Raw genomic sequence first — 25,386 nt, 5'->3', positions numbered from 1 at the left:
AGAGGTTAGCGTTTCCACTAACCTCTTTTTTTGAGTTAAATCCGATTAAGCCATTTCCTCCTGATCGGCATATTCCTCTACCGGAATACAGCTGCAAACCAAGTTTCGGTCTCCGTAAGCGGAATCAATTCTTCTTACAGTTGGCCAGAATTTATTTTCTTTCACCGTGCTCAATGGATAGACGGCTTTTTCTCTAGAGTACGGCATATCCCACTCTCCGATCAAAACCATCTGTGCGGTATGGGGTGCATTTTTCAGCACATTGTTTTCTTTATCCGCCTTGCCGTTTTCGATTTCTCTGATTTCCTCCCGTATCGAAATCATCGCATCACAGAATCGATCCAATTCCGCCTTAGTTTCCGACTCGGTAGGCTCGATCATCATCGTACCGGCCACAGGGAAGGATACGGTCGGCGCATGGAATCCATAATCCATCAATCTCTTCGCAATGTCTTCTACTTCCACGCCCACAGATTTGAACTCTCTACAATCCACAATCATCTCATGAGCTGCTCGGCCTTTAGTTCCAGTATAGAGAATCGGATAATACCCCTCCAATCGCTCTTTAATATAATTGGCATTCAAAATCGCCATTTTAGTGGCATTCGTCAGTCCATCACCTCCCATCATCGCGATGTAGGCATAGGAAATAGGCAATATACTCGCACTGCCATATGGAGCTGATGAAATGGAAGATACGGCTTGCGTACCACCGGTTTTCACCAAAGGATTGCCAGGAAGAAAAGGTGCCAAGTGAGCAGCTACACAAATCGGCCCCATGCCCGGTCCACCTCCACCGTGAGGAATACAGAAAGTCTTATGCAAATTCAGGTGACAAACGTCTGCTCCGATTATTCCAGGAGAAGTCAATCCTACCTGCGCATTCATATTGGCTCCATCCATATACACCTGACCTCCGTGCTGATGTATGATTGCACAAATTTCCTGAATAGCCTCCTCAAATACCCCATGTGTGGACGGATAAGTGACCATCAATGCAGAAAGGTTTTCAGAATTTGCCTCTGCCTTTTCCTTCAAGTCCGCTACATCAATATTTCCTTTTTCGTCACACTTGACCAAAACCACTTTCATACCTGCCATGACTGCGGATGCTGGATTGGTTCCGTGAGCCGAAGTAGGAATCAAAGCCACATTGCGATGCCCTTCTCCTCTATTGATGTGGTAAGCTCGAATCACCATCAATCCTGCATACTCTCCCTGAGCACCTGAATTAGGCTGCAAAGAAGTATCTGCAAAGCCTGTTATCTCTGTCAACCAAGTTCTCAGGTTGGTGAACAATTCCTGATAACCCAAGGCCTGATCCATCGGAGCAAAAGGGTGAATCTGTCCAAATTCAGGCCAAGTTACCGGAATCATTTCGGCAGTGGCGTTCAATTTCATGGTACAGCTTCCCAGAGAAATCATGGAGTGCACCAAAGACAGGTCTTTTGCTTCCAGACGCTTGATATAGCGAAGCATCTCATGCTCAGAATGGAAACTGTTGAAAACTGGGTGAGTCAAATAGTCGGACTTTCGCGATAGTGCTTCTGGCAAAGCGAGCTCCAATTCCTCCACCAATTGATCAAGATTAGGGGCATGTACACCTTGCTCGCTAGAAAAAATCGAAACAATTTGCTCCACATCCGCCAAAGTCTTGGTTTCATCAAAGGTGACAAAAATGGCATCATCCTCATAGCGGAAATTCATCTCAGCACCTAAAGCCAGGCCTCTTACCCGCTCGCGGGAAACCTCATTCATCTTCACCTCAATGGTATCGAAGAAGGCCTGCTCGCCTACTTGCAATCCCAATTCCTTCAATGCCTGGGAAGTTAATTTAGCCAAACCATGCGTTCTTAGTGCGATATCTTTAAGCCCTTTTGGACCGTGATAGACTGCATAGAAGGAAGACATCACCGCCAATAACACCTGAGCGGTACAGATGTTGGATGTTGCCTTTTCACGCTTGATATGCTGCTCTCGGGTTTGGAGGGCCATTCTGTAGGCCTTGTTTCCAGCTCGGTCGATAGATACTCCGATAATTCTTCCCGGAATTTGTCTCTTGAATTCCTCTTTGGTGGCAAAGAACCCTGCATGAGGTCCTCCGTATCCCATTGGCACCCCAAATCGCTGTGCAGAACCTACCACCACGTCTGCCCCCATTTCACCCGGAGGGGTCAAAAGGGTCAAAGCTAAAAGATCTGAGGCAAAAGCCGTCAAGACTTTGTTCTCTTTAGCCGCTGCCACGATAGCAGAGTAATCTCTTACCGCTCCATCTGCATCCGGATATTGGAACAAAATCCCATAAAGCTCCGGATCAGTGACATCCAAATCGGCGATTGAACCAAAGACCAAATCAATCCCTACTGGCTCTGCTCTTGTTTCAAGCAAAGCTTTGGTTTGAGGAAAAATCTTTTGGTCTACAAAAAATTTATTGGCGTTCTTTTTATCTCTTGGCTTTACGGCATGAAGCATCGTCATGGCTTCTGCAGCAGCTGTTCCTTCGTCCAGTAGAGAGGCATTAGCCAGCTCCATTCCGGTCAGCTCCATGACCACCGTCTGAAAATTAATCAGTGCCTCAAGTCTTCCCTGAGCAATCTCAGCCTGATAAGGAGTATAAGCCGTATACCACCCCGGGTTTTCCAATACATTTCTCAAAACCACTCCTGGAACTTGGGTATCATAGTACCCCTGCCCAATAAATGATTTGAACACTTTATTTTTATTCGCCAACTTCTTGAACTCTACCAAAAACTCAGATTCTAGCTGAGCCTTGGGAAGGTCCAAGGGACGAGTTAATTGTATGGATTCGGGGACGGTTTGGTTGATTAATTCATCCAAGGAACTGGCGCCGATTTTCTCCAACATCTCTGCAATTTCTGCCTCAGTCGGGCCATTGTGTCTGCTCTCAAATTTGACAGCATTCGAAAGGTTAATCTTCATACGATTTGAATGGAAGCTGTAATGAATATTTGGGTAAGAAATCCTTATAGTTTCTGGCGGCAAAGGTACAATTAAATGAAAGATAATCTTCTCTTAACCCCTAGAAATTCAACCTCTCAACACTCCTTTCATGTAAACGGTTTACGGCTGGGATAAAAAATTGTCTAGCTTAGCAGTCAAAATAAAATTTTATCTATGAAAAAGAGATTTGCATTGACAGGAGCGGTAGCTTTAGGCTTGTCCTTAAGCGCTCTTGCACAAGATCCAGTGCAGGTAAAATACGCCAATACAATTACGGCGGATGACCTGAAAGAACACCTTACTTTCTTGGCCTCAGACGAAATGAAGGGCCGGGATACCGGATCGCCTGAGGGCTTGATTGCTGCCAACTATTTGGCGGACTTTTACAAGGAGCTCGGACTGACCGGACCTGCGGATGGAAGCTATTTCCAGCAGGTACCCTTAGTCAGTTCCAAGTTTGAAAAAGTAACCCTTCAGATCGGAAGGTCCAAATTGGCAGAAAACGAAGACTTTGTTTTCACAGGCGATGGAGACATGGACAAGAAGGCCAAAACTGATTTGGTGTTCCTAGGTCTTGTCACTGACGAAAACTTGGCCAAAGTAGATGTATCCGGTAAGCTAGTAGGTATCTGGGCAGTCGGAGAAAGAAGCAATAACCTCGTCACCAAAGTGATGGATGCAGGGGCAGCCGGCATTGTGATCGTCAGCATGGAGGGTCAAGCTAATTTCGATCGTATCGCCAACCGATACAAAACCCTAGCTGGAAGAGGCCGAATAGGATTTGAAAGGGAAGTCAACCAGCGTCCTATTTTCATGGTCAGCTCCGATAAAATGGGCGAATTATTTGGTACTCCAGTGGATCAGTTGAAAGAAGCGGCAAAATCTTCCCCTGAGTCCATCAAGTCTCAAAAAGCAACCTACCAAATTGAAAAGAGTGTTACTCCGGTAGAAGCTTACAATGTCATGGGCTTTTTGGAAGGAACGGACAAAAAAGACGAGGTATTGGTAATTTCTTCGCATTACGATCACGTAGGCGTGAGTTCCACCGGAGAAGTTTTTAATGGTGCAGATGATGACGGCTCAGGAACGGTTTCAGTGATGGAAATTGCAGAAGCTTTTGCTATGGCTGCCAAAGACGGAAAAAAGCCGCGAAGATCCATCCTTTTTCTAAATGTAACAGGTGAAGAGAAAGGTCTTTTAGGTTCTCAGTATTATTCTGAAAACCCACTTTTCCCAATTGAAAACACGGTGAACAATATCAATATAGACATGGTAGGTCGTATCGACTACGAATACCAAGATGCAGAAAACAAGGACTATGTCTATGTGATCGGTTCAGAAATGCTATCTACTGATTTGAAAAAAATCAATGAGTACAACAACATTACCTACACTGATTTGATTTTGGACTATCGCTACGATGCAGAAGATGATCCAAACAGATTCTATTACCGATCTGATCATTACAATTTTGCGAAGTTCGATATCCCTGTGATCTTCTTCTTCAACGGGGTGCATGATGACTATCATCAGGTAACTGACACCGTAGACAAAATCGAATTTCCGCTGATGACGAAGCGGGCACACTTGATTTTCCACACTGCTTGGGATCTGGCCAACCGAGAAAACAGAACTCGGGTGGATGGAACTAACACCAGAGGAGAACGGTAAGAAATGAAAGAATAAAGGCTCTGAGTAATCAGGGCCTTTTTAATTCTAATTCTTCCGATTCTTGGTCTTCAACTGGTTCCTGTTTTTCTTGGTGCCTGATTTCTTGGCTTTGACTTTTTCACCCTTCCCGATATTTCGCTTGGGCTTGGATTTCTTTTCGTGAAATGCACCCTTGTAGTCCGGATTTTCTTTTTGCTTGAGCTTATCCAATTCACGGGCATAGATCTGCTTTTCGCCGAAAGGCGTCTCAGTAACCGTAACTGGCTGGGGAATCCTCAACTCCAGAACATCCATCCGAATTAAGGCTTCGATTTTTTCAAAATGCCATACTTCAGCAGGATTAATAAAAGTAATTGCTTTCCCTTCGTGCTCCGCCCGCCCCGTTCGGCCGATACGGTGCACATAGTCCTCATAAATCAGTGGCACGTCAAAATTGATCACATGAGAAACCATCGTCACATCCAATCCGCGGGAAGCCACATCGGTCGCCACCAAAATCCGTACTTCCCCGGCCTTGAAATCCTCCATGGAGTTGATCCGGGTATTTTGCCCTTTGTTGGCATGAATCACACGGACTTCCCCTACTTTCTTCCTCATGAGAAAATTGGAAACCTCTTCGGCATTTTTCCGACTTCGAGTGAAAATAATTGCCCGGTTGATCTCTTCGTTTTCGAGTAGATGTTCCAATAAATTGATTTTGGTCCGCATATTGGGCACAAAATACTTAACCTGGGCAATGGTCTCTGCAGTAGTCGCAGAAGGCGTCACCTCCACCCGCTCGGGAAATTCCAAAAACTCAGCGGCCAAACCATCCACCCGAGGGGCAAAGGTGGCCGAGAAAAGTAAATTCTGGCGTTTGACTGGGATCACTTCCAAAACCGACCGGATCTGCGGCATAAAACCCATATCCATCATTTTATCTGCTTCGTCGAGAACCATGGTTTTAAGTTCCTTGGTCATCAGCACACCTTTTTTATATAAATCCAAAAATCTACCCGGGGTTGCAATGATGATGTCCACTCCAGCCGTGACTTGCTCGATCTGAGTCTTTGGGCCTATCCCGCCGTAGAGTGATACTATCCTCAAGTCGGTATATTTTCCCAATTGGTGAAAAACCTCTTCGATCTGCATCACCAACTCACGAGTAGGCGCCAAAATCATCGCCCTAGGCAAATCCCCTTGAGCGTATTTCACCTTCATTAAAATGGGCAATACATAGGCTGCCGTTTTCCCTGTACCTGTCTGAGCGATCCCCAAAACATCATGCCCTGCCAATGCAAGGGGAATGGCTTTTTCCTGTACAGCAGTAGGCTGATGATATCCTGCCTCCTCAATTGCATTGAGCAGTTGCTTATTTAATTTAAAAGCTTCAAATCCTTCTGCCTGATTGGCCATGATTCCTTATTTTTAGGGAAATTTTACTGAGTAATGATGAAAAGTATACTGATCACCGGTGCAAATATAGTCAATGAAGGTCGGATCTTTCGGGGAGATGTTTTAGTCCAGAATGGAAGGATCGCCAAAATCGGAGAAAACCTAACCCAAGAATCTGCCGAAAAACACATCCAAGCCGAGGGAAAATACCTTTTCCCGGGTGTAATCGATGATCAGGTACATTTCAGAGAACCCGGACTCACCCATAAAGGAGAAATCTACACCGAAGCAAAAGCTGCGGTGGCTGGAGGAGTTACTTCCTACATGGAGATGCCCAACACAGTTCCACAAGCGGTGACAATTCCACTTTTGGAAGAAAAATATGCTCGCGCAAAGGAAGTTTCCCTGGCAAACTATTCCTTTTTCTTCGGAGGCACCAATGATAACTTGGAAGAAATCCTCAAACTCGATCTCAAAAATGTCTGTGGGTTGAAGGTTTTTCAAGGTTCCTCCACAGGAAATATGGTGGTCGATAATATCGAATCACTAGAGGGTATATTTAAGCATTACAAAGGGCTTCTGGCCATTCACTCAGAAAATGACCACATCATAGCTGCCAATTTTGCCGAATACAAAGCCAAATATGGAGAGGATATTCCTGTCAAATTTCATCCAAAAATCCGATCTGAAGAAGCCTGCTACGATGCCTCGAGTCGAGCGGTGGCTATGGCAAAAAAACACGGAACTCGACTGCATATTCTCCACATAAGCACGGCCAAAGAATTAAGTCTATTTGACAATAGCATTCCTTTGGAAGAAAAGAAAATCACCGCCGAAGCCTGTATTCACCACATGTGGTTTGACGAGGCCGACTATGATACCAAAGGAACACTTATCAAATGGAATCCTGCGGTCAAAACGGCAAAGGACCGGGAGGAAATTTTCAAAGCAATGCTCGATGACCGAATCGATGTCGTCGCCACAGATCATGCTCCACATACCTTAGAAGAGAAGGGTCAAGTTTACACCAAAGCACCTTCAGGAGGACCGTTAATTCAACATTCCTTGGTCGCTATGCTGGAATTTTACCACCAAGGAAAAATCAGTCTGGAACGCATCGCTGACAAAATGTCTCACAATGTCGCAAAACTCTTTCGTATGGAAGAAAGAGGCTTCATCAGAGAAGGGTACTTTGCAGATTTGGTACTGGTAGACCTAGATCAACCGTGGACGGTAAGCCAAGAGAATATCCTTGCCAAATGTGGCTGGTCACCTTTCGAGGGGTATACTTTCAAATCCAGCGTGACGCACACGATCGTATCTGGACATTTAGCCTATGAAAACGGACAATTCGATGAATCTAAAAAAGGAGAAAGACTCACATTTCTTACAAATATTTAAGAGGCAATCTTGGAGTTAAATTTCATTCTACTTACCTTTGCCAACCGATTGAGAAAAGAGTTCTCACGGATTACAAATGGTGATTGTAGCTCAGCTGGTTAGAGCGCTGGTTTGTGGCACCAGAGGTCGCCGGTTCGAACCCGGTCTTTCACCCAAAACCCCTCTCTTCGAGGGGTTTTTGCTTTAAATAGGGTGTGCTTGGCACAACATTTGACAATTTCAGATCAAACTAAACCAACTTGTGATGTTTACTTTGTTCAAATCTTCACCAAAATTCCCTGTAGTCAAACCTGTGAATATTCACCAGATCAGAAGCTACATGGTAAAGTTTGAAGAATCGCTTCAGATTTTTGAAGAAATCCAAAAAGAAGCAATTCATTCGTAAAAAACGTACAAATTCAAAAGGTTATGGAAACATAGCCTTTATTTTTTGCCATTTGATTTTTTCTATCAATTCAATATTCTATTTTAACGGAATACAACTTTTACCCTATGAGTTACATCCATTTTGACAAGACCCAACTAGTCAACCTGAACTATTCACTAGATCGGGAAATCATCCGTACCAACCGATCTGGCACCTACACCAGCACTACGATAATTGGCTGCAACACCCGGAAATACCACGGATTGCTTGTGGTGCCCCAGCCCCAAATCGATTCTCAAAACCATGTTTTTCTTTCTACTGTCCACGAAACAGTGATCCAACATGGTGCGAGCTTCAACTTAGGAATCAGCAAATATCCGGGAAACTACTCACCAAGAGGCCATAAGTATTTGGAGGATTTTGACTCCGAACCCATTCCCAAACTCACCTATCGTGTAGGAGGAGTAGTTCTACAAAAGGAAATCATCCTAGACACCAATCGGGACCGTGTGATGATCCGCTACACCTTACTGGAAGCACACTCCCCTACTAAGATCAGAATCCAACCTTTTCTTGCATTTAGAGGATATCACACGCTTTGTAAAGAAAACAGCGACATCAACAAAGAATTTGAAAAAGTGCCCAATGGTGCAAAATTTCAACTTTATCCAGTATATGACCCGCTATATTTACAGCTTTCCAAAAAAAACAAGTTCAACTCAGATCCCAATTGGTACCACAATATAGAATACATTTTGGAGCGGGAGCGAGGCTATGATTACCAAGAAGACCTTTTCGTTCCAGGATATTTTGAATTTGAAATCGAAAAGGGCGAATCAGTTATTTTCTCTGCGGGTCTGACAGAAGCCGATCCCAAAACCCGTGAAAGGGCTTTCGAAAAAGAAATCGCAAGGCGAATTCCAAGAAATAACTTTGAAAATTGTCTACAGAATTCTGCCACTCAATTTATTCGCAAACGAAACGGAGATACGCGAATTATTGCGGGCTATCCATGGTTTGGATGGTGGGGTCGAGATACTTTTATTGCCGCACCGGGCTTGACTTTGGCCCGCGGGGACAATGAAACTTTTCTGGAGATCATGGATACCATGTCCAAAGATCTCATAGGCCCCTTGTTTCCAAATGTGGGAAGTGGTGATTTCACCAACATGAACTCAATGGATGCGCCACTTTGGTTTTTTTGGTCTTTGCAAAAATACATTACCTATACGGGTGACACCAAGACGATCAAGAAGCGTTATTTAGAAAAATTAAAAGGAATAATAGATGGTTTCCAAGCGGGAACTGACTTCAATATCCATATGAAGGAAAACGGCCTCATATACGGAGGACAAGAAGGGATTGCTCTCACTTGGATGGATGCAGTAACTCCGGACGGCCCAGTGACACCACGAATAGGCTGCCCAGTGGAGATTCAGGCTCTTTGGTATAATGCCCTTTGTTTTTATCACGAGCTTACGCAGGATGAAGCCGTCTTGAAATTAGCTGAAAAAGTAAAAGAAAGCTTCATCAACAACTTCTGGGATGAAGAAAAAGGTTACCTGGCAGATGTGATTGACGGTGAGGAGAAAGACTGGATGATACGGCCTAATATGGTCTTTGCTACTTCTCTACCATATATCATGCTCACCGAGTATCAGTGTGATCAAATTCTTGAAATGGCCAAATCAAAGCTTTTGACCACTCGAGGCTTGAGAACACTAGCTCCGGATGATCCTGCCTACAAGGGGTATTATTTTGGAGATCAAATCAGCCGAGATCAAGCCTATCACAATGGCACAGTCTGGGTCTGGCCGATGGGACATTTTGTAGAAGGATACATCAGACTTCATGGGAAATCTTCCCAGAATTTCATCAATAAGATTATTCAGGGTTTTGACGGAGTGATGACGCAGTATGGTGTGGGTACAGTTGCAGAGATCTATGACGGAGACCCTCCGCATCGCCCCAAAGGCGCTGTCTCACAAGCTTGGAGTATAGCAGAATTACTTCGTATGATGGAATTGGTCAAAAGGATAAAATAAATTTTTATGAAAGTATTAATGTTTGGGTGGGAGTTTCCACCGCATATATCGGGAGGTTTAGGTACAGCTTGCTATGGTTTGGTGAAAGGCATGGTGCATCACAACCAGGATATCATCTTTGTGGTGCCTAAATTATGGGGAGACGAGGAGCCCCTCGCGGATTTTGTCAATGCCAGCGACATCGATATTGATTATCGGGAGCGAAAGTTTAAAAAAATCTGGAAAAACCTCACCTACCTGGAAGTCAGTAGTTTTTTGGTACCCTACCTTGGACCGGAAGAATACCAAAAATTCACAGACTACGCGATTCATGACAGAACCGACGTGGACGAAAGTATATTTAGTACGAAGTACGAGTTTAGTGGCAAGTATGGGAAAAACCTCATGGAAGAGGTGAGCCGATATGCGCTTACAGGTGCCCAAATAGCTCGGGATAGAAGTGATTTTGAAATTATCCATGCACATGATTGGTTATCTTTTCCCGCAGGCATAGCAGCCAAAGAAATCAGCGGAAAACCCCTCATCGCCCATGTGCATGCTACCGAATACGACCGGTCAGGAGAATCAGTCAATAAGCCTGTCTACGACATAGAAAGAGCCGGCATGGAAGCAGCGGATCATGTACTCGCAGTCAGTCAATTGACCAAAAATACCATTATCAAAAAGTACGGCATACCCGCAGAAAAAGTCAGTGTTTTGCATAATGCAGTACTTGATGCCAGTATCATCAAATCTAAATACGAAAAGAAAGTCCCTGAAAAAATTGTGACTTTCCTAGGACGGATCACCTTTCAAAAAGGCCCTGAATACTTTGTAGAAGCGGCCAAAAAAGTCCTCGACCGAGATCCCAATGTACGCTTTGTAATGGCTGGCTCCGGCGATCTACTCAATCGAATGATAGACCGCGTGGCGGAATTAAGAATAGGCTCAAAATTTCACTTCACGGGATTCTTAAAGGGGGATGATGTAGATCACATGTATGCTATATCCGATGTCTATGTCATGCCATCCGTCTCCGAACCTTTCGGGATTTCTCCTTTGGAAGCCGTACGCCACAATACCCCCGTCATCATCTCCAAGCAATCCGGAGTAGCAGAAGTATTGATCAATGCCATCAAGGTGGACTTCTGGGATATTGATGCGATGGCTGACTCTATTTTTGCGCTACTCCATTACAATGGGATCTCCCGTATGTTTAAAGAGCTGGGAAGCCAAGAATTAAAAAGATTAAAATGGGAGCATGTAGCCGCCAAATTAATCACTGTTTACGAAAAAACTTTATCCACACGATCATGAGAACTATATGCTTTTACTTTCAGGTGCATCAACCTTACCGACTCAAGCCCTATCGGTTTTTTGATATCGGGGAAGATCATTACTATTGGGATGACTTCAGCAATCGCACCATTATCCGTAAAGTAGCCCAGAAATGCTATCTACCAATGAATGCCCTGCTTTTGGAACTCATCCAAAAATACCAAGGGGCATTTAAGGTGACTTTTTCTATGTCAGGTACTTTTCTGGATCAGCTCGAAGCCTATGCACCAGACGTTTTAGAAAGCTTTCAGCGACTAGTCGCTACCGGTCATGTCGAGTTACTAAACGAGACCTATGGTCATGCTTTAGCTTCCCTCAAAAGCAAGGAGGAGTTTACTGATATGGTACAAAAGCATCAGGAAAAAATAAGTAGACTTTTCAATGGCTACCAACCAAAAGTTTTCCGAAATACCGAGTTGATCTACTCTGATCAAATTGGAGAAATGGTAGCAGATATGGGTTATGAGGCTATCCTTACCGAAGGCGCCAAGCATATTTTGGGATGGAAAAGCCCAAACTACGTCTACAACAACGCCAACAATCCCAAATTAAAAGTTCTTCTAAAGAACTTTAGACTATCGGATGACATTGCTTTTCGATTCAGCAATAGAACTTGGGCCGATTATCCTCTGACTACAGACAAGTTTGTCAATTGGATCAATGCTATTCCCAAAGAGGAACAAGTCCTCAATCTTTTTATGGATTACGAAACCTTTGGAGAGCATCAATGGGCAGAAACAGGCATCTTCGAGTTTATGCGTGCTCTGCCTGATGCAGTCTTTAAGCATTCAGATTTCGGATTCTCAACACCTACTGAGATCATCAATCAGGTCCCTGGCATTGGAAAAATATTTGTCCCCACTCCTATATCTTGGGCTGATGAAGAGCGAGACTTAACCGCATGGCTAGGAAATGACTTACAGGACGAGGCTTTTGATCGACTCTATGAACTGGAGAATCAAGTCAAAAAAATAGATGACCCTGAAATCCAACGAGACTGGAAGTACCTTCAAACCTCAGATCACTTCTATTATATGTGTACCAAGTTCTTTTCTGATGGATCGGTGCATGAGTATTTCAGTCCCTACGATACACCCTATGACGCCTTTATCAATTATATGAACGTTCTGAGTGATTTTGTACTCAGAGTAAAAGCGAAATTAAAGGAAGCAGAAAAAGTTTAGCCAAAAAAAAGAGGCTGTTTCAATTAGAAATAGCCTCTTTTTTATTACAAATGAATTTAATAACTCTCCGATTCATTCGGGAAATCTTTGCTTTTGACATCTTTAATAAATCCTTTGAAGGCATCAGTCATGATCTGTTGAAGGTCGGCATATTGTCTGAGAAATCGAGGCTTAAACTCCTGAGTAATTCCCAGCATATCGTGCATGACCAGTACCTGCCCATCTACATCTGCTCCAGCCCCTATTCCAATCACGGGAATTGCGACAGCCTCCGCAACTTTCTTTGCAAGAGAAGCGGGTATTTTTTCTAAGACGATCGCAAAGCAACCGCAGGCCTCAAGCATTTTAGCATCTTCCAAAAGCTTTTGTGCCTCTGCTTCTTCTTTAGCCCTTACGGTATAGGTACCAAATTTATAAATCGACTGCGGAGTGAGGCCCAAGTGCCCCATCACAGGGACGCCAGCGGTCAAAATCCTACTGACCGATTCTTTGATCTCTGAGCCTCCCTCCACTTTTACCGCATGGGCACCGGATTCCTTCATAATTCGGATCGCAGAACGCAAAGCCTCAGAGCTATTCCCCTGATAATTACCAAAAGGAATATCCACTACGATAAAGGACCGCTTCACCGCTCTGACAACTGAGGAAGCATGATAGATCATTTGATCCAAGGTGATCGGCAAGGTCGTTTCGTGTCCGGCCATTACATTAGACGCAGAGTCTCCTACCAGAATAATATCAATTCCTGCAGCATCCACAATCTTGGCCATCGAGTAATCATAAGCTGTAAGCATGGAGATTTTCTCTCCACGATCTTTCATTTCTTGAAGGATATGGGTAGTGATGCGCTTGATTGACGCAGATGAGTGAACGGACATGAGATTTAATGTAAGTGTACAGAATACTGATCTCCGGAAAGATCGACTTTTATATGTTCATTGAGTGTGGTAGAAAGCTCATAGCCCGTATAATCCGGTCTGATGGGAAAAAGTCCATGTGCTCGATTGACCAGCACAGCTAATTCCATTTTGCTTAGCTCCCCTTCTAAAAATGGCTTCATCGCATACACGATTGTCTTGCCGGTATTCAGCACATCATCAACCAAAATCAGGTTTTTCCCTCTTAAAATGAGTCCCTTCGATAATTTTATGGAGGACTGAGCGACATTGTCCTTATCCAGATGAACTTCTATTTCCTCTATTTCCAAGTCAGAAATTTTGCGTAGCTCTTCCGAAAGCAACCGGGATAAGTGTAGTCCCATTCCTGAAATTCCTGCAAATATCAATCCTGAGGAATAAAGATTTCGCTCATAGATCTCATAAGCCATTCGTGTGATTTTCTTCTGAATCTGTCCGTGATTGAGTACCTCGCTCATAAAATTATATTGATCATGAAAATTAGGCCAAATTGCCCTGCTTTCAAAATATAATCAGCGGTGAGAATCCTCTTCGCTAAGAATATTCAAATAGCTTTGGTAGCGGTAAGGGTGAATGTAGCCCTCCTCAAGTTTTTCTAAAATGACGCAGCCCGGTTCATTGACATGCCTGCAGTTATTATATTTGCATTGTCCGAGGTATTTGCACATTTCCGGAAAATAATGAGAAAGCTCGTTCTCCTCCACATCCAAAATACCAAATTCCTTGATCCCGGGAGTATCTATCAAGTCTCCACCTCCTGGCAAGGGAAATAATTCTGCAAAGGTAGTAGTGTGCACCCCTTTACTGCTAAAATTTGACACTTCCTTGGTCTGCTGTCTCGCTCCCGGGGCAAGTTTATTGAGCAAAGTAGACTTGCCTACACCAGAATGACCTGCAATTAAACTTGATTTCCCCCGAACAAAAGGGAGGAACTTATCAGCCAAATTTTGATCCTCGGTAGCAGACACTTCGAGCACCTGATATCCCAAGGGCTCATAAATTTCATGGATATCCAGAAGCCAATCGTCAGCATTTTCACCCTTCATCAAATCCACCTTATTGACCACAAGCATAGCAGGAATCCGAAAGCTCTCCGTACTGACTAAAAATCGATCTATAAATCCTAGGGAAGTTCTCGGGTTTTTCATCGTGATCACCAAGATCGCCTGATCTAAATTACTCGCAATAATATGAGAGAAATGCTGCTTTCTAGTAGATTTACGGATGACATAATTCTCTCTTGGTAAAATCTCATGAATCACTGCAGTGTCTTGACCGGCCTCTACAGCTAGCTCCACCCAATCCCCTACTGCAATGGGATTGGTCAGTTTCAACTCATCCTGCTTAAACTTGCCTTTGAGACGGGCCTGTACTTGACGGTCTTCTACTTGTACCGAATACCAGCTGCCAGTTGATTTAATGACTCTTCCTCTCATAATCTCTTTTCTAGTTTGGTGAGTTTTCCAATAATACGAGCGGCTGCCCCTGTATTTTCAGTTACCCACATTTTAGCAGATTTTACAGCAGTATGATAATGCTTACCCTCTTCCAACCTTTCAAACTGTGCTACTAGCTCTGCAAAACTAGCAACTTCAAAACCGCAGCCTTTTTCTTGACTGATTTTTGCTTCGGGGAATTTTCGACTATTGGCTAGTTTTCCGAAAAAAACCGGCACATGAAACCCCAAAGGTTCTAAAATATTATGTAAGCCTTTGCCAAAACCTCCACCGACATAGGCCACTCTAGCAAACTGATAAAGCGAAGAAAGCATACCTACATTATCTATAAATAAAATCTCACACGGGGCCTGTTTATCCCACTTAGAATAAAACTCGCAATCCCCTTCCAATCTACCTCTCCAGCTTTCCATGGGTTTAGGATCCAAGCTATGAGGTGCAATGATCCATTTATATCTGCGCTTTTGATTGATCAGCGGTATCAGAATCTCCATGTCCTCCTGCCAGACCGATCCTAAGACGATGACAGGATCCTCTGACTTCCATTTCTCCAGGTCCGGAAAAGAAGCTGCAAACTCCGCTGTTTGACTCACCCTATCAAAACGTGTATCTCCTGCCAAGGTATGTGCAGTGTAGCCGATCTCATCGAGCAAAGACAGGCTCTTAGTATTTTGGGTGAAAATATGGTCAAAATAGAAAATTTGATCTCTAAAAAATCCCTTTTGCCTGAAGTATGGCTGACCCTCCCGAAAAGAGGCCGCGATCAAATAAAGAGGAATTCCATGGCGCTTTATTTCATGAAGTACATTGTTCCAAAAGTCGTATTTCACAAAAAACACTATTTCAGGAGCCATTAGGTTGACAAACTTCCTGGCATTGGCTGGAGTATCTAGGGGCAAATAGGTGATATAAGCTAGTTCTTTAAGTTTCTTTTTTTGGATGGGAATATACCCTGAAGGACTGAAAAAACTGACCACAACCTGCAAATCCGATCTTTTCAGAATCAAAGCTTCAATGACTGGCTTTGCCTGCTCATATTCTCCTAGAGAAGCCACATGAAACCAAGCCAATGGCTGCTTGTTCTTTTCCCGAAATTCAATAAGATTCTGAAAAAGATTTTTCCTTCCAGTCCAAAAAACCCTAATCTTACTAGAGATCAAGGATAAGATTGGCATCAGCCATTCGGATAGGATCATGGAAAAGTTGTAAATCAATTTCATGCCCAAAAATAGTCTTTACTTTTGATAATCTTTGCGCGGCCTATTCTCCGTTGATTCCTAAATTAGATGAGCTATTTCGTAGAAAAAATCCTAACGCTTAATGCAATTCCATTTAAAATTTCATACTTTCAATGTTGCCAAAACCGTAGTATGTTCTCAATTCAGTAATTTCACATGATTAAAGTTTTATTCGTTTGTCTAGGCAATATTTGTCGATCACCCTTAGCAGAAGCCATTTTTGACCATAAAATCAAGTCAATTGGTATCGAAGACCACTTCAAATCTGATAGTGCCGGTACTTCTGACTACCACATAGGAGAACTTCCAGATGAGCGAACCATCAATTGTGCAAAAAAATACAATATCCCAATCAATCATCGTGGCCGTCAAGTCAATCGAACCGATTTCAGAGACTTCGATTACATCCTTGCCATGGACGAAAACAACCTTAAAAATCTCAACGCTATAAAGGATAGGTATGGCTTTGAGGGTAAAGAGATCCACTTAATCCGGAATTTTGTTCCTAGTGGAGCGGGGCTTTCGGTCCCTGATCCCTACTATGGCGGAGAGGATGGGTTTGAGGAAATTTACCACATTTTAAACGAGGCAGTGGATCATTTTCTGAGCAAAATCCAAGAGAGACATCAACTCTATGCATGAGCAGCAGGAACTATACGAACATATAATTTTTGAGAATTTTGGACCCAAATCCAAATTAAAAGACGCAAGTTTAATCGCTGCCGGAAGCCACAATCAGGGTATTCGGCTAGAAACTCAGGAAGGCTCCTTTTTCCTAAAAATCAATTTTGACCATGAACGGGACATCTTAAAAAAGGAAGCTGCAGGTCTTGCCCTACTTCGAAACAGTACATTTTTGCAAGTTCCTAATGTAGTGGGTTTTGGACGAGTGGGTGATTACAATTACCTACTCATGGAATTTATTCAAAAACGGAGACAAAACTCCAATTACTGGGAAAATCTCGGCATAGGTTTGGCTCACCTTCATTTAACACAGCAGTCACAGTTTGGCCTGGAAGAAGATAATTTTATCGCCTCTCTAAACCAAAGAAATTTACCCACTGATAAGTGGCTAGACTTTTTTGTGGAATACCGACTGGAACCTTTGATTGGAAAAGCCTACTTTGACAGACTTGTACCTTTAGACTTCCTAAAACGATTTCAGGAAATCTATCCCAAACTCAATGGAATATTCCCAGAAGAAAACCCAGCTCTTCTTCACGGAGATCTATGGTCGGGGAATGTCATCTGCAATGAGGATGGTCAGCCTGCACTGATTGACCCCGCAGTATATTTTGGACATCGAGAAATGGATCTGGCTTTTAGCCGGCTATTTGGTGGATTTGATCAGGAATTTTATGAGGCCTACGAATCCGCTTTTCCCTTGGCACCAGGATTCGAATCTCGTATGGGAATCTACAATTTATACCCACTTTTAGTCCATCTTAATCTTTTTGGGAGTGCTTATCTGCCTGGGATAGAGCGAATCCTAAAGCGATTTGAATAAGGCCCGGATGTCGGGGTTATCAAACTCTGACTCTAGACCAAATCGACTCGCTGCCCGGTCTTTACTGCCTCAAAAATCGCCTCAATGATTTTCATGTCCTTCAAGCCTTCTCTACCATCTACTGGGATTTCGGCTTGTTTACCATCCAAAATCATCGCTGCCATCTCGTCCATTTGGGTGGTCTGATGAGTCACATGAGGATTGGTCAAAGGACCTTGATGGGTCCGGCCTTCAATAGGACCGTAGCCGGTTGAGGGCTGCATTTCTGCAAAGCCTTTGGTTCCATTTAAGAAAAACTTGTCTAAATAATTCATTGAATAGGTCGAAAGGCAGGAGGCAACCACCCCATTGGGGAACCCCATCTGAAAAGTAATCGTCTCATCAATTCCTTCTTTAAATTTGACTGGATCTGTTTTTACCTCTTGGGCTGTCACCCAAAGAGGCTCTTCACCAATCATGTATCGGGCACCATTGATAGAATAAATGCCAATATCCATCATAGCGCCTCCCCCAGAAAGTACAGGATCAAGTCTCCACTGCGTAGGATCACCAATAATAAATCCACTCAAGCCCTGAAAAAACTTGATCTCACCAAATTCCCCCGCTTTTCTCTTTCTGACTACCTCCAGGGTATTGGCCTCAAAATGCATTCGATATCCAATTAGTAGCTTCACTCCAGCCTGTTCGCAGACACTTACCATTTCGGCAGCATCTGCAGCGGTAGTGGCCATGGGTTTTTCGCATATCACATGCTTTCCTGCCTTGGCAGTTCGGATGGCATGCTCTTTATGTAACCCATTCGGCGTAATGACATAAACTGCATCGATATCGGGGTTATTTTTTATTTGATCAAAATTCTGGTAGTTGTAGCAGTTTTTATCTTCGATTCCAAACTCCTTTTTCCAAGACTCAACTTTAGAGGGAGTTCCACTTACTAGGCCGACTAACTTTGCCCGTTTGCAATCTTTCATTGCATCTGCTACACGTTTACCATAACTGCCCAGGCCCATGATGGCAACTCTAAGGGGTTTCACTTCTTGGAAATCGAAGTAGGTTTCGGATTCTTTGGTCAAACTAAACATAGGAAAGGCGGGTAAACTCATGGCAAGCGCAGATGCACTGGCTTTTTGGAGAAAGGATCTTCTGGTTTTCATAGGTAGCTTGGGTTGAGAAGGGGAATGTACTCATTTTTTAAAAAATACGAGTCATTTTGGTTTCCCAACAAGCTGAAAAGTGGTCCGTGTCACCTGCTCCAGCAGAATGGAATAGGTGCCCGAAAACTTCCTAACCAACTCTTCCTCAGGGTTCAGAATAGTCAATAACTGCAAATCTTCATTGTAGCGCACTTTGAAAATGCCCTTTAGCTTTTCGACCAATTTCTCTAATTTATACACCTGATAATCAATCACTATGGAGATACTAATGGCAGAGGTTTGTAGCAAGTTGACCCGTAATTTTAACTGATCCAATTCGCGATACACCTCATGGATATGGTGCTCCTCGATAAATGAAAAATCAGTCACCTGAAAGGTCACCAAAATCTGCCTTTCTTTGAGAATTAAAGTAGGAATGGGGTTTTGAATACCTGTTGCATGGATTTTTGTACCCTTGGCATCCGGGTTCAAAAACGACTTCACAAAAAGCGGAATGGACTTATTGGCCAGTGGCTTAATGGTTTTGGGATGAATCACCGAAGCGCCATAAAATGTCATCTGAGCCGCTTGTCTGTAATCCAACTCATCAAAAAGAAGAGGATTTTCAAATCGCTTTGGATCTGCATTCAATACTCCAGGAACATCCTTCCAAATCGTGACACTGCATGCATCCAAGCAGGAAGCCAGAATAGCTGCCGTAAAATCAGATCCCTCCCTCCCTAGGGTTGTCGTCCTTCCATTGGCATCTGCCCCTATAAAACCCTGAGTCAGGACTGGAAATTGATCTAACTTGGGCAAAAGTTGACTTCTACATAGCTTCTCCGTTTGATTCCAGTCAATCTTGGCAAATCGAAAATCAGCATTGGTAGAAATAAGCTCTCGGGCATCCTGCCAAAGAACAATCAAACCTTGACTACAGAGGTATTCCATCACAATCGTCGTGGCAATCAATTCACCAAACGCGACAATTCTATCATATGCTTCATCGTAATTTTCTTTGGAAACTGGCCGTTCTATCTCATTTTTCAATTGAATAAACCAGTTTTTGATTCTAGAAAATACCGAATGCCCTTCTGGAAACAGTTCTTCACAAATAGAATAATGATAGCTTTCTAAAATTGCACTTTTTTGATACCAATCCTCCTCATTTATTCTCAACTCCAAAAGTTCTTCAAGAGAATTAGTAGTTTTCCCCATTGCTGAAACCACTATTATGAGATTTTTTCGCAATCGATTACGGAAAATATTTGCTAAGTTTTTGATAGAATCAGCATCTTTGATCGAAGCCCCTCCAAATTTGAATACTTGTGTTTTTGTCATAAGAAATATTTCCTAATTTTCGGAAGATATAAACCCAATAATTGTATTTTTCTAAGTTATGAAAATCCTACCTTATCAGCCGGACCAAAGCGGAATGGCCTACTCTGTCGGAACTACCCTTGACAGATTTATCAAACTCAAACAGAGTGATTTCCCTTTTGCCTCCGGCGAACTCTCACAGCTTCTTCGGGACATCGCCTTAGCTGCCAAGATAGTCAATCGGGAAACTAATCGAGCCGGATTGGCTAATATTGGAGGCGCTTTTGGGCAAACCAATGTACAAGGTGAAGAACAGCAAAAACTAGATGTGATTGCCAATATCCGGTTTATGCGAGCATTGAGCAAAGGTGGAGAAGTCTGTGCGATAGTTTCTGAAGAAGAAGATGCAGTCATTGATTTGCAAAATAACTCGGGAAAATATGTCGTAGCAATAGACCCCTTGGACGGAAGCTCAAATATCGATGTCAATATCAGTATTGGGACGATTTTCTCGATTTATCGCCGCAAAACCCCTATTGGGTCTCCCATTCAGGAGGAAGACGTGATGCAGCCTGGAACCGAACAGGTAGCCGCCGGCTATGTGCTCTATGGCTCTTCGACAATGCTCGTTTACACTACCGGATTCGGAGTCAATGGATTTACTTATGAAGCATCCTTGGGTGAGTTTTTCCTCTCTCATCCTAATATTGAGGCACCCAAAAACGGCAAAATCTATTCCATCAACGAGGGGCTTGAGAAAAGTTGGACAGACGGAATCAAGGATTACATCGGCTTTTGTAAAAGTGAGCAACTTTCTGCTCGCTACATCGGCTCTCTGGTAGCTGATTTTCACAGGAATTTACTGAAAGGCGGAATTTACCTTTACCCAGGCACACAGAGCAATCCCAATGGAAAACTACGCCTATTGTACGAAGCCAATGCTTTGGCTTTTATCGCCGAGCAGGCAGGTGCCAAAGCCACCGATGGAAATCAGCGAATCTTAGAAATACAACCTACTTCTTTACATCAGCGCACACCCCTATACATCGGGTCAGACAAAATGGTAGACGAGGCCCTGAGGCGGATAGCAAGACACAAGCAAATTATCCCCACAATCAACCTCTGAAAAGATAGCGATTGAGCAATCCAAGAGGATGTGTTATCTTGTAGGCTTAAATTCTGAACTTATGATACTAAAACCATTTTATCGATTGGTTGCAGGGGTAGCTGGCATTGCCATGATTTTCTCCTGCGAATCAAAAGAAGTAGATAACGCAATTATTGAAGAAAAGCCTGTTGATGCTACTTTTGCCACTCAGACAGACGAAATGCTCATCAAACTGGACACCCTTTATTCGGATTTTGAAAGTCCATGGGGTATGACTTGGCTTCCTGATGGCAAAATGCTAATCACCGAGCGAAAAGGTGAAATCTTGATTTTCGAAAATGATGCCTTTACCGGACAAAAAATCCAAGGTCTTCCAGAGGTACATGAAGTCAATCAAGCCGGACTTCTTGATGTGGCTGTTCATCCTAACTATGCCGAAAATGGCTGGATTTACATTGCTTATGCAAAACCTTTCCCTGACAATAAGGGAGCATTGACAATTATGCGATTTAAGCTAGATGGCAACAGTGCCGTGCAGCAAGAAGAGCTAATCACTGCTATGCCTGAGTGGGAAGGTGGACGTCATTTTGGTAGTCGTATCGTATTTGACAATGAGGGCTACCTTTATTTCTCCAACGGTGACAAAGGCAATAAGCCTGAAAACGCACAGGATCTCACTAATGCACACGGGAAAGTTCACCGTATTCATGATGACGGGAGAATTCCTTCTGACAACCCTTTCGTGGATCAAAATGGAGCGGTGGGTTCGATCTGGACCTATGGCAACAGAAATCCACAAGGCCTGGTCTACGACAAAGCCAATGATCGACTCTGGGAAGTAGAACATGGACCTCAAGGAGGCGATGAGCTCAACCTGATCGAAAAAGGTAAAAACTACGGATGGCCGGTGATCACTTATGGCATCAATTACGATGGGACACCGATTACTGATATCACCGAAAAAGAAGGAATGGAGCAACCCGTCACCTATTATGTGCCCTCGATTGCTACTTGCGGGATGACCCTAGTCACCTCTGATAAATATCCTGCCTGGAAAGGTGACATTTTGATCGGAGCATTAGCAAAGATGCATATCAACCGTGTGGATATGGAAGGAACAGAAGCACTTTCTCAAGAGGTGATGTTCCAAGACATTGGACGGGTAAGACAAGTATCTGAAAGCCCTGATGGATACCTTTATGCGATTACGGAAGGAACAGGACTTTTGGTAAAGCTACTTCCGGTGAATTAATTAATTGCGAGAAAAATAAAATTTTATTATTTGATAGGAGCCGATGACTATTCGGCTCTTATCATTTTAATTTTCCAAATTCATTTTTTAGGATTACACTCATAAATACCTACAATAATACCAAACCCCTAAATCTTGCCTTCAACAGTAATCTAAAAAGCTGAAATTTCGTTACTTTTAAGTGAGTCATCAATCATTTTGATATGGAAACCATCATTGTTAAAGTAGACACAAAGGAAAATCAGGTCTATTTAAAGGAACTTCTTCTTAAATTTAATTTTGTAATGGAGGTGGACGGAGAGTCAGTCACCCTGCAAAAGGAATTAGCAGACTCAAAAAATGTTGCCGGTATTTTGAACACTTATGCTGACAAAACTAAACTCAAAGAAGAAGAGTCAGTTTGGGATAAAGTGATGAAATCCAAGCATGGCGTTCATTGATGCAAATTATATTTTGAGATATCTTCTTCGGGATAATGAAAGACAGTTTCTGCTATCTAGAGAAGTGATCGAAAATCAAAAAATCGTCTTGACTGATTTTATTTTTGCAGAAGTGATATACGTATTGGAAAAAGTCTATTTAATTCCAAGAGATGTCATAAAAAGCACCTTAGAAGACCTTATTCATTATCAAAACCTGAAAATGGTAAATAAAAGTGCCATTCTTGAATCTCTTAAAATATATTCGGAAGAAAGGATTGACTTTTCAGACTCTTCGCTGATCGCTTACCACAATTCAAGTGCAAATGCCAAAATGCACACCTTCGATAAAAGGATTCTAAAAATTATTTCGAAATAAGTTTTTTGGATGATTCTAGCCTTCTGCAAAACCCTCAGAGTAGGAAAAGTATTTACCTTTTAGAGTTTAGAAAAAAAGAACCATGTACGATCGACATTCCCATTTTTTTCAAAACCTACACATTCCACCAATAAGTGAATTTCAGCACAATTGATCGGTTTTTGGTGTAAAATGGAGCAGGGAGGTAATTATCCGTGTAGACAATAAAAAGATCAGAAGCTGGCTGGAATCGCCACTGAAATCGGGTATTCAAATTGATGTTTTCGATTTGCTCATTGTACTGGACAAAAGCTGTAAAAAACAAAGTGTTGGTCATGGTTACATCTACCCGAGGCCCGATTAACCAGAAGTTTGTGGTTCCCCAAGGTTCAGGCAAAATGATCCGGTTGTAATTGGTATTCATCGCAATACTCACATAAGGCTGGAAACGATACCCCATCTCTGTACTGACATTGTATCGATCTCCATCCGCATAGTAGCCGCCCATTCGAGTGGAAAAACTGTAGGTAAACAAACTCTGAGGCTTGGACGCATACTCTGTTCCCCAGGCTCGCCAGGTATGCCTCGTGCCTGATGGTAAAGTCTCTCCCGAGAAATTGGTGGGATCAAAGGGCCTTTGGAGCTTGACAAAATCATAGCCTGCCCAAAGCATAAAAGTACTTTGACTTCTCCATTTGACGTTGTATGCAGCATAGCTGGAATTGTCTGTTTGCTCCCCATTAGTATTGAAAAAGAAAGTCGTCCCTACATCAGGACCATGGCTTAGTATTTTTTCGCTTTTGGGAAACCATCGATAGCCCAATGTAGGTGAGATTTTATAAAAGCCATTTCTCGGCACAAAACCCACTTCAGCCGTATAGTTTTCCGATACATACTCATGCTGCCAATTCCAGGTAAGATTCCCGGAAGCATACCTCAAGTTAGCTGCATGAACAAATCCGTTCTGACTTCCATCAGGTCCAAAACTTTTAAGCATCATCGCCTTTCCCGTCCACAGGTTATTAGAGGAAGCCAGATTGTATTCTAGACCAAGGTTTCGGTTGTATTGACTGTAGACGGGATGCTCAGATTCAGGATCTGGATTGTAATTCAGTGACTGCTTATTGATCACAATACCGGTAATATTGGATCTTGCCCCTACTTGTCGTTGCAAAGCCATCACGGTAAAATTCTGCGATGGCAAACCTTCTGCATCTACTCCGCCAGTTTGCATATTCATCGCGCCGATTCTCCAGTCCTTATTGATTTTTCCGCTTAGGCGGGCGCCAAACTGAATAGGCGCATTGAGGCCGATCCTTCTCGAGAAAAAAGGGCGAATCGTACTGTACCCAAAGTTGGCAAAGAGGTCGCCATTTTCGAGAAAAAACTGTCTCCGCTCTGGAAAAAACAGCTCAAATCTATCCAAATTAGTCACTTGCCGATCGACTTCCACTTGGGAAAAATCCGGATTAACGGTCAGGTCCAAATTCAAGGAGGAAGTCAAAGCAATCTTGGCATCCATCCCAAATTCCCTCCGATATTCTGAACTACTATTATTTTCCCTATCCTTGGATACTCCGCCGAGTAAATAAGGGATAACAGAGACATTAGCCCCTGCCTCGGGTGGGGCTTCATCCCAGACCAAGACTCCCGTGTAGGCGAGGGAGGCAGATGGAAACTGTCGGGGAACCGGTGCCCAACCGGACTTTTCGGTAGTTTTCAAATCCAGTCGAGAGAAATTGATCCCCCATTCTTTGATTCCTTTTTTGTAGCGGATGGACTTAAAAGGAATGGCAGCTTCAAAAACCCACTTATCCTCATAATTAGTGACTTTGGAAGTCCATTTATTATCCCAACTCAAGTCCACCGAACCTCCATTAAACATGATCCCATCCCACTGAGCTCCCGCTGCATTGGCTCCGAAAGAAAACCCATTGGTCTGATCGTCAAAAGGATCCATAAAAAGGAGGAAGTTATCATTTTTCCCAAAGCTGAAATCCCGACGCAAAGATTCCACCATGTACGGGCCTTCCACAGCATGAAAATTCACTACAATCAAGTACAAATTCTGATCATCATAGCTCATTCGGACATCCGTTCGCACCTGCGCAAAGCTGGTATCCATGGGTGTAATCATGAAAAAATCAGTAGCCACTTCAGCCTCTTCCCATGCTTGTTCATCCATCACCCCATCGATGACAATCGGCGAGCTTGCTTTTTTCATATTCAAACGATAGCTGTCATTGATCTTCTGAGCATAGAGCAATTGAGTAAATAAGAATAAGCCAAAACTCAGGAAATATAACTTAATATTCATGGTGGGTGATTGCTTTGGGAGAGTATTGAAAGTGGAGAAA

At 43.0% G+C, this 25,386-nt stretch carries 21 protein-coding genes and 1 tRNA gene; 13 read left to right on the top strand and 9 right to left on the bottom strand.

Annotation, left to right across the window (positions count from 1 at the left end; genetic code table 11):
- Nucleotides 1-45: 45 nt before the first annotated feature.
- On the bottom strand, nt 46-2,940 hold the full coding sequence (gcvP, locus tag BLQ57_RS01655) for an aminomethyl-transferring glycine dehydrogenase (RefSeq protein WP_087937734.1): 2,895 nt from the start codon (nt 2,938-2,940) through the stop codon (nt 46-48).
- Between the two features lie 195 nt (nt 2,941-3,135).
- Here gcvP and BLQ57_RS01650 point away from each other — a divergent pair, with 195 nt between their 5' ends.
- The gene (locus BLQ57_RS01650) at nt 3,136-4,632 is read left to right on the top strand and encodes a M28 family peptidase (RefSeq protein ID WP_087937733.1); all 1,497 of its coding nucleotides are present in this window, start codon (nt 3,136-3,138) and stop codon (nt 4,630-4,632) included.
- Nucleotides 4,633-4,677: 45 nt separating this feature from the next.
- On the opposite strand, the gene BLQ57_RS01645 is transcribed toward BLQ57_RS01650, so the two are convergent.
- Nucleotides 4,678-6,027 carry a DEAD/DEAH box helicase gene (locus BLQ57_RS01645; RefSeq protein ID WP_087937732.1) on the bottom strand — a complete coding sequence of 450 codons (1,350 nt, stop codon included), beginning with the start codon at nt 6,025-6,027 and terminating at the stop codon, nt 4,678-4,680.
- Between the two features lie 36 nt (nt 6,028-6,063).
- Here BLQ57_RS01645 and BLQ57_RS01640 point away from each other — a divergent pair, with 36 nt between their 5' ends.
- From BLQ57_RS01640 to BLQ57_RS01620, 6 genes are all read left to right on the top strand, one after another.
- Nucleotides 6,064-7,407: a dihydroorotase gene (locus tag BLQ57_RS01640; protein WP_087937833.1), complete on the top strand. Its 1,344-nt coding sequence runs from the start codon at nt 6,064-6,066 to the stop codon at nt 7,405-7,407.
- A 78-nt stretch (nt 7,408-7,485) separates the two neighbouring features.
- A tRNA-His gene (locus tag BLQ57_RS01635) sits at nt 7,486-7,561 on the top strand.
- 90 nt (nt 7,562-7,651) lie between these two features.
- Complete coding sequence (locus BLQ57_RS21075; protein ID WP_169712695.1) at nt 7,652-7,792, top strand: hypothetical protein; 141 nt, start codon at nt 7,652-7,654, stop codon at nt 7,790-7,792.
- 107 nt (nt 7,793-7,899) lie between these two features.
- Nucleotides 7,900-9,819 carry an amylo-alpha-1,6-glucosidase gene (locus tag BLQ57_RS01630; RefSeq protein WP_087937731.1) on the top strand — a complete coding sequence of 640 codons (1,920 nt, stop codon included), beginning with the start codon at nt 7,900-7,902 and terminating at the stop codon, nt 9,817-9,819.
- Nucleotides 9,820-9,825: 6 nt separating this feature from the next.
- Entirely contained in the window at nt 9,826-11,115 is a 1,290-nt protein-coding gene (locus BLQ57_RS01625; protein WP_087937730.1) for a glycosyltransferase family 4 protein, read from the top strand.
- A complete protein-coding gene (locus BLQ57_RS01620) occupies nt 11,112-12,320 on the top strand; it encodes a glycoside hydrolase family 57 protein (protein WP_087937729.1) in 1,209 nt (402 codons plus the stop codon). Before BLQ57_RS01625 ends, BLQ57_RS01620 begins: the two co-directional genes overlap by 4 nt.
- A 56-nt stretch (nt 12,321-12,376) precedes the next feature.
- On the opposite strand, the gene panB is transcribed toward BLQ57_RS01620, so the two are convergent.
- From panB to BLQ57_RS01600, 4 genes are read right to left on the bottom strand one after another with little or no spacing between them, the layout of a single operon-like run.
- Nucleotides 12,377-13,198, bottom strand: coding sequence for a 3-methyl-2-oxobutanoate hydroxymethyltransferase (gene panB / locus BLQ57_RS01615; protein WP_087937728.1), 822 nt, complete (start codon nt 13,196-13,198; stop codon nt 12,377-12,379).
- A 5-nt stretch (nt 13,199-13,203) separates the two neighbouring features.
- On the bottom strand, nt 13,204-13,695 hold the full coding sequence (locus tag BLQ57_RS01610; RefSeq protein ID WP_087937727.1) for a phosphoribosyltransferase family protein: 492 nt from the start codon (nt 13,693-13,695) through the stop codon (nt 13,204-13,206).
- A gap of 54 nt (nt 13,696-13,749) precedes the next feature.
- Nucleotides 13,750-14,673, bottom strand: coding sequence for a ribosome small subunit-dependent GTPase A (gene rsgA, locus BLQ57_RS01605; RefSeq protein ID WP_087937726.1), 924 nt, complete (start codon nt 14,671-14,673; stop codon nt 13,750-13,752).
- Nucleotides 14,670-15,914, bottom strand: a complete 1,245-nt coding sequence (locus BLQ57_RS01600) for a 3-deoxy-D-manno-octulosonic acid transferase (RefSeq protein WP_087937725.1) — start codon at nt 15,912-15,914, stop codon at nt 14,670-14,672. The genes rsgA and BLQ57_RS01600 overlap by 4 nt, the downstream gene beginning before the upstream one ends.
- Nucleotides 15,915-16,088: 174 nt before the next feature.
- Between BLQ57_RS01600 and BLQ57_RS01595 the strand changes: the two genes are divergently transcribed.
- Nucleotides 16,089-16,574 (top strand): low molecular weight protein-tyrosine-phosphatase, encoded by a 486-nt coding sequence (locus tag BLQ57_RS01595; protein WP_087937724.1) that lies wholly within the window; start codon nt 16,089-16,091, stop codon nt 16,572-16,574.
- On the top strand, nt 16,567-17,439 hold the full coding sequence (locus BLQ57_RS01590; RefSeq protein WP_087937723.1) for a fructosamine kinase family protein: 873 nt from the start codon (nt 16,567-16,569) through the stop codon (nt 17,437-17,439). Before BLQ57_RS01595 ends, BLQ57_RS01590 begins: the two co-directional genes overlap by 8 nt.
- A gap of 32 nt (nt 17,440-17,471) precedes the next feature.
- Here the strand turns inward: BLQ57_RS01590 and BLQ57_RS01585 are convergent, their stop codons facing one another.
- Nucleotides 17,472-18,593, bottom strand: a complete 1,122-nt coding sequence (locus BLQ57_RS01585) for a Gfo/Idh/MocA family protein (RefSeq protein ID WP_087937722.1) — start codon at nt 18,591-18,593, stop codon at nt 17,472-17,474.
- A 51-nt stretch (nt 18,594-18,644) separates the two neighbouring features.
- Nucleotides 18,645-19,913 carry an aspartate kinase gene (locus tag BLQ57_RS01580; RefSeq protein ID WP_087937721.1) on the bottom strand — a complete coding sequence of 423 codons (1,269 nt, stop codon included), beginning with the start codon at nt 19,911-19,913 and terminating at the stop codon, nt 18,645-18,647.
- A 58-nt stretch (nt 19,914-19,971) separates the two neighbouring features.
- Here BLQ57_RS01580 and fbp point away from each other — a divergent pair, with 58 nt between their 5' ends.
- The 4 genes from fbp to BLQ57_RS01560 all read left to right on the top strand — a co-directional run bounded on the left by fbp (nt 19,972) and on the right by BLQ57_RS01560 (nt 23,050).
- On the top strand, nt 19,972-21,018 hold the full coding sequence (gene fbp / locus BLQ57_RS01575; protein ID WP_087937720.1) for a class 1 fructose-bisphosphatase: 1,047 nt from the start codon (nt 19,972-19,974) through the stop codon (nt 21,016-21,018).
- A 61-nt stretch (nt 21,019-21,079) separates the two neighbouring features.
- Nucleotides 21,080-22,252, top strand: a complete 1,173-nt coding sequence (locus BLQ57_RS01570; protein WP_240507728.1) for a PQQ-dependent sugar dehydrogenase — start codon at nt 21,080-21,082, stop codon at nt 22,250-22,252.
- A 203-nt stretch (nt 22,253-22,455) separates the two neighbouring features.
- The gene (locus tag BLQ57_RS01565) at nt 22,456-22,692 is read left to right on the top strand and encodes a hypothetical protein (RefSeq protein ID WP_087937719.1); all 237 of its coding nucleotides are present in this window, start codon (nt 22,456-22,458) and stop codon (nt 22,690-22,692) included.
- Nucleotides 22,679-23,050 carry a PIN domain-containing protein gene (locus BLQ57_RS01560; protein WP_087937718.1) on the top strand — a complete coding sequence of 124 codons (372 nt, stop codon included), beginning with the start codon at nt 22,679-22,681 and terminating at the stop codon, nt 23,048-23,050. Before BLQ57_RS01565 ends, BLQ57_RS01560 begins: the two co-directional genes overlap by 14 nt.
- 115 nt (nt 23,051-23,165) lie before the next feature.
- On the opposite strand, the gene BLQ57_RS01555 is transcribed toward BLQ57_RS01560, so the two are convergent.
- A complete protein-coding gene (locus tag BLQ57_RS01555; RefSeq protein WP_087937717.1) occupies nt 23,166-25,346 on the bottom strand; it encodes a DUF5916 domain-containing protein in 2,181 nt (726 codons plus the stop codon).
- Between the last annotated feature and the right edge of the window lie 40 nt (nt 25,347-25,386).

The organism is Algoriphagus faecimaris, from assembly GCF_900101705.1.
Classification (GTDB): domain Bacteria; phylum Bacteroidota; class Bacteroidia; order Cytophagales; family Cyclobacteriaceae; genus Algoriphagus; species Algoriphagus faecimaris.
This window is presented reverse-complemented; position numbering and strand designations above follow the sequence as displayed.

What these genes read in the sequence shown, in the direction of transcription:
- BLQ57_RS01585 (WP_087937722.1), bottom strand. Translation starts at nt 18,593, where the DNA reads ATGAAAACCAGAAGATCCTTTCTCCAAAAAGCCAGTGCATCTGCGCTT.
- BLQ57_RS01595 (WP_087937724.1), top strand. Translation starts at nt 16,089, where the DNA reads ATGATTAAAGTTTTATTCGTTTGTCTAGGCAATATTTGTCGATCACCC.
- BLQ57_RS21075 (WP_169712695.1), top strand. Translation starts at nt 7,652, where the DNA reads ATGTTTACTTTGTTCAAATCTTCACCAAAATTCCCTGTAGTCAAACCT.
- BLQ57_RS01610 (WP_087937727.1), bottom strand. Translation starts at nt 13,695, where the DNA reads ATGAGCGAGGTACTCAATCACGGACAGATTCAGAAGAAAATCACACGA.
- fbp (WP_087937720.1), top strand. Translation starts at nt 19,972, where the DNA reads ATGAAAATCCTACCTTATCAGCCGGACCAAAGCGGAATGGCCTACTCT.
- BLQ57_RS01580 (WP_087937721.1), bottom strand. Translation starts at nt 19,913, where the DNA reads ATGACAAAAACACAAGTATTCAAATTTGGAGGGGCTTCGATCAAAGAT.
- BLQ57_RS01640 (WP_087937833.1), top strand. Translation starts at nt 6,064, where the DNA reads ATGAAAAGTATACTGATCACCGGTGCAAATATAGTCAATGAAGGTCGG.
- BLQ57_RS01645 (WP_087937732.1), bottom strand. Translation starts at nt 6,027, where the DNA reads ATGGCCAATCAGGCAGAAGGATTTGAAGCTTTTAAATTAAATAAGCAA.
- BLQ57_RS01560 (WP_087937718.1), top strand. Translation starts at nt 22,679, where the DNA reads ATGGCGTTCATTGATGCAAATTATATTTTGAGATATCTTCTTCGGGAT.
- BLQ57_RS01570 (WP_240507728.1), top strand. Translation starts at nt 21,080, where the DNA reads ATGATACTAAAACCATTTTATCGATTGGTTGCAGGGGTAGCTGGCATT.
- panB (WP_087937728.1), bottom strand. Translation starts at nt 13,198, where the DNA reads ATGTCCGTTCACTCATCTGCGTCAATCAAGCGCATCACTACCCATATC.
- BLQ57_RS01620 (WP_087937729.1), top strand. Translation starts at nt 11,112, where the DNA reads ATGAGAACTATATGCTTTTACTTTCAGGTGCATCAACCTTACCGACTC.
- BLQ57_RS01600 (WP_087937725.1), bottom strand. Translation starts at nt 15,914, where the DNA reads ATGAAATTGATTTACAACTTTTCCATGATCCTATCCGAATGGCTGATG.
- BLQ57_RS01590 (WP_087937723.1), top strand. Translation starts at nt 16,567, where the DNA reads ATGCATGAGCAGCAGGAACTATACGAACATATAATTTTTGAGAATTTT.
- rsgA (WP_087937726.1), bottom strand. Translation starts at nt 14,673, where the DNA reads ATGAGAGGAAGAGTCATTAAATCAACTGGCAGCTGGTATTCGGTACAA.
- BLQ57_RS01565 (WP_087937719.1), top strand. Translation starts at nt 22,456, where the DNA reads ATGGAAACCATCATTGTTAAAGTAGACACAAAGGAAAATCAGGTCTAT.
- BLQ57_RS01650 (WP_087937733.1), top strand. Translation starts at nt 3,136, where the DNA reads ATGAAAAAGAGATTTGCATTGACAGGAGCGGTAGCTTTAGGCTTGTCC.
- gcvP (WP_087937734.1), bottom strand. Translation starts at nt 2,940, where the DNA reads ATGAAGATTAACCTTTCGAATGCTGTCAAATTTGAGAGCAGACACAAT.
- BLQ57_RS01625 (WP_087937730.1), top strand. Translation starts at nt 9,826, where the DNA reads ATGAAAGTATTAATGTTTGGGTGGGAGTTTCCACCGCATATATCGGGA.
- BLQ57_RS01630 (WP_087937731.1), top strand. Translation starts at nt 7,900, where the DNA reads ATGAGTTACATCCATTTTGACAAGACCCAACTAGTCAACCTGAACTAT.
- BLQ57_RS01555 (WP_087937717.1), bottom strand. Translation starts at nt 25,346, where the DNA reads ATGAATATTAAGTTATATTTCCTGAGTTTTGGCTTATTCTTATTTACT.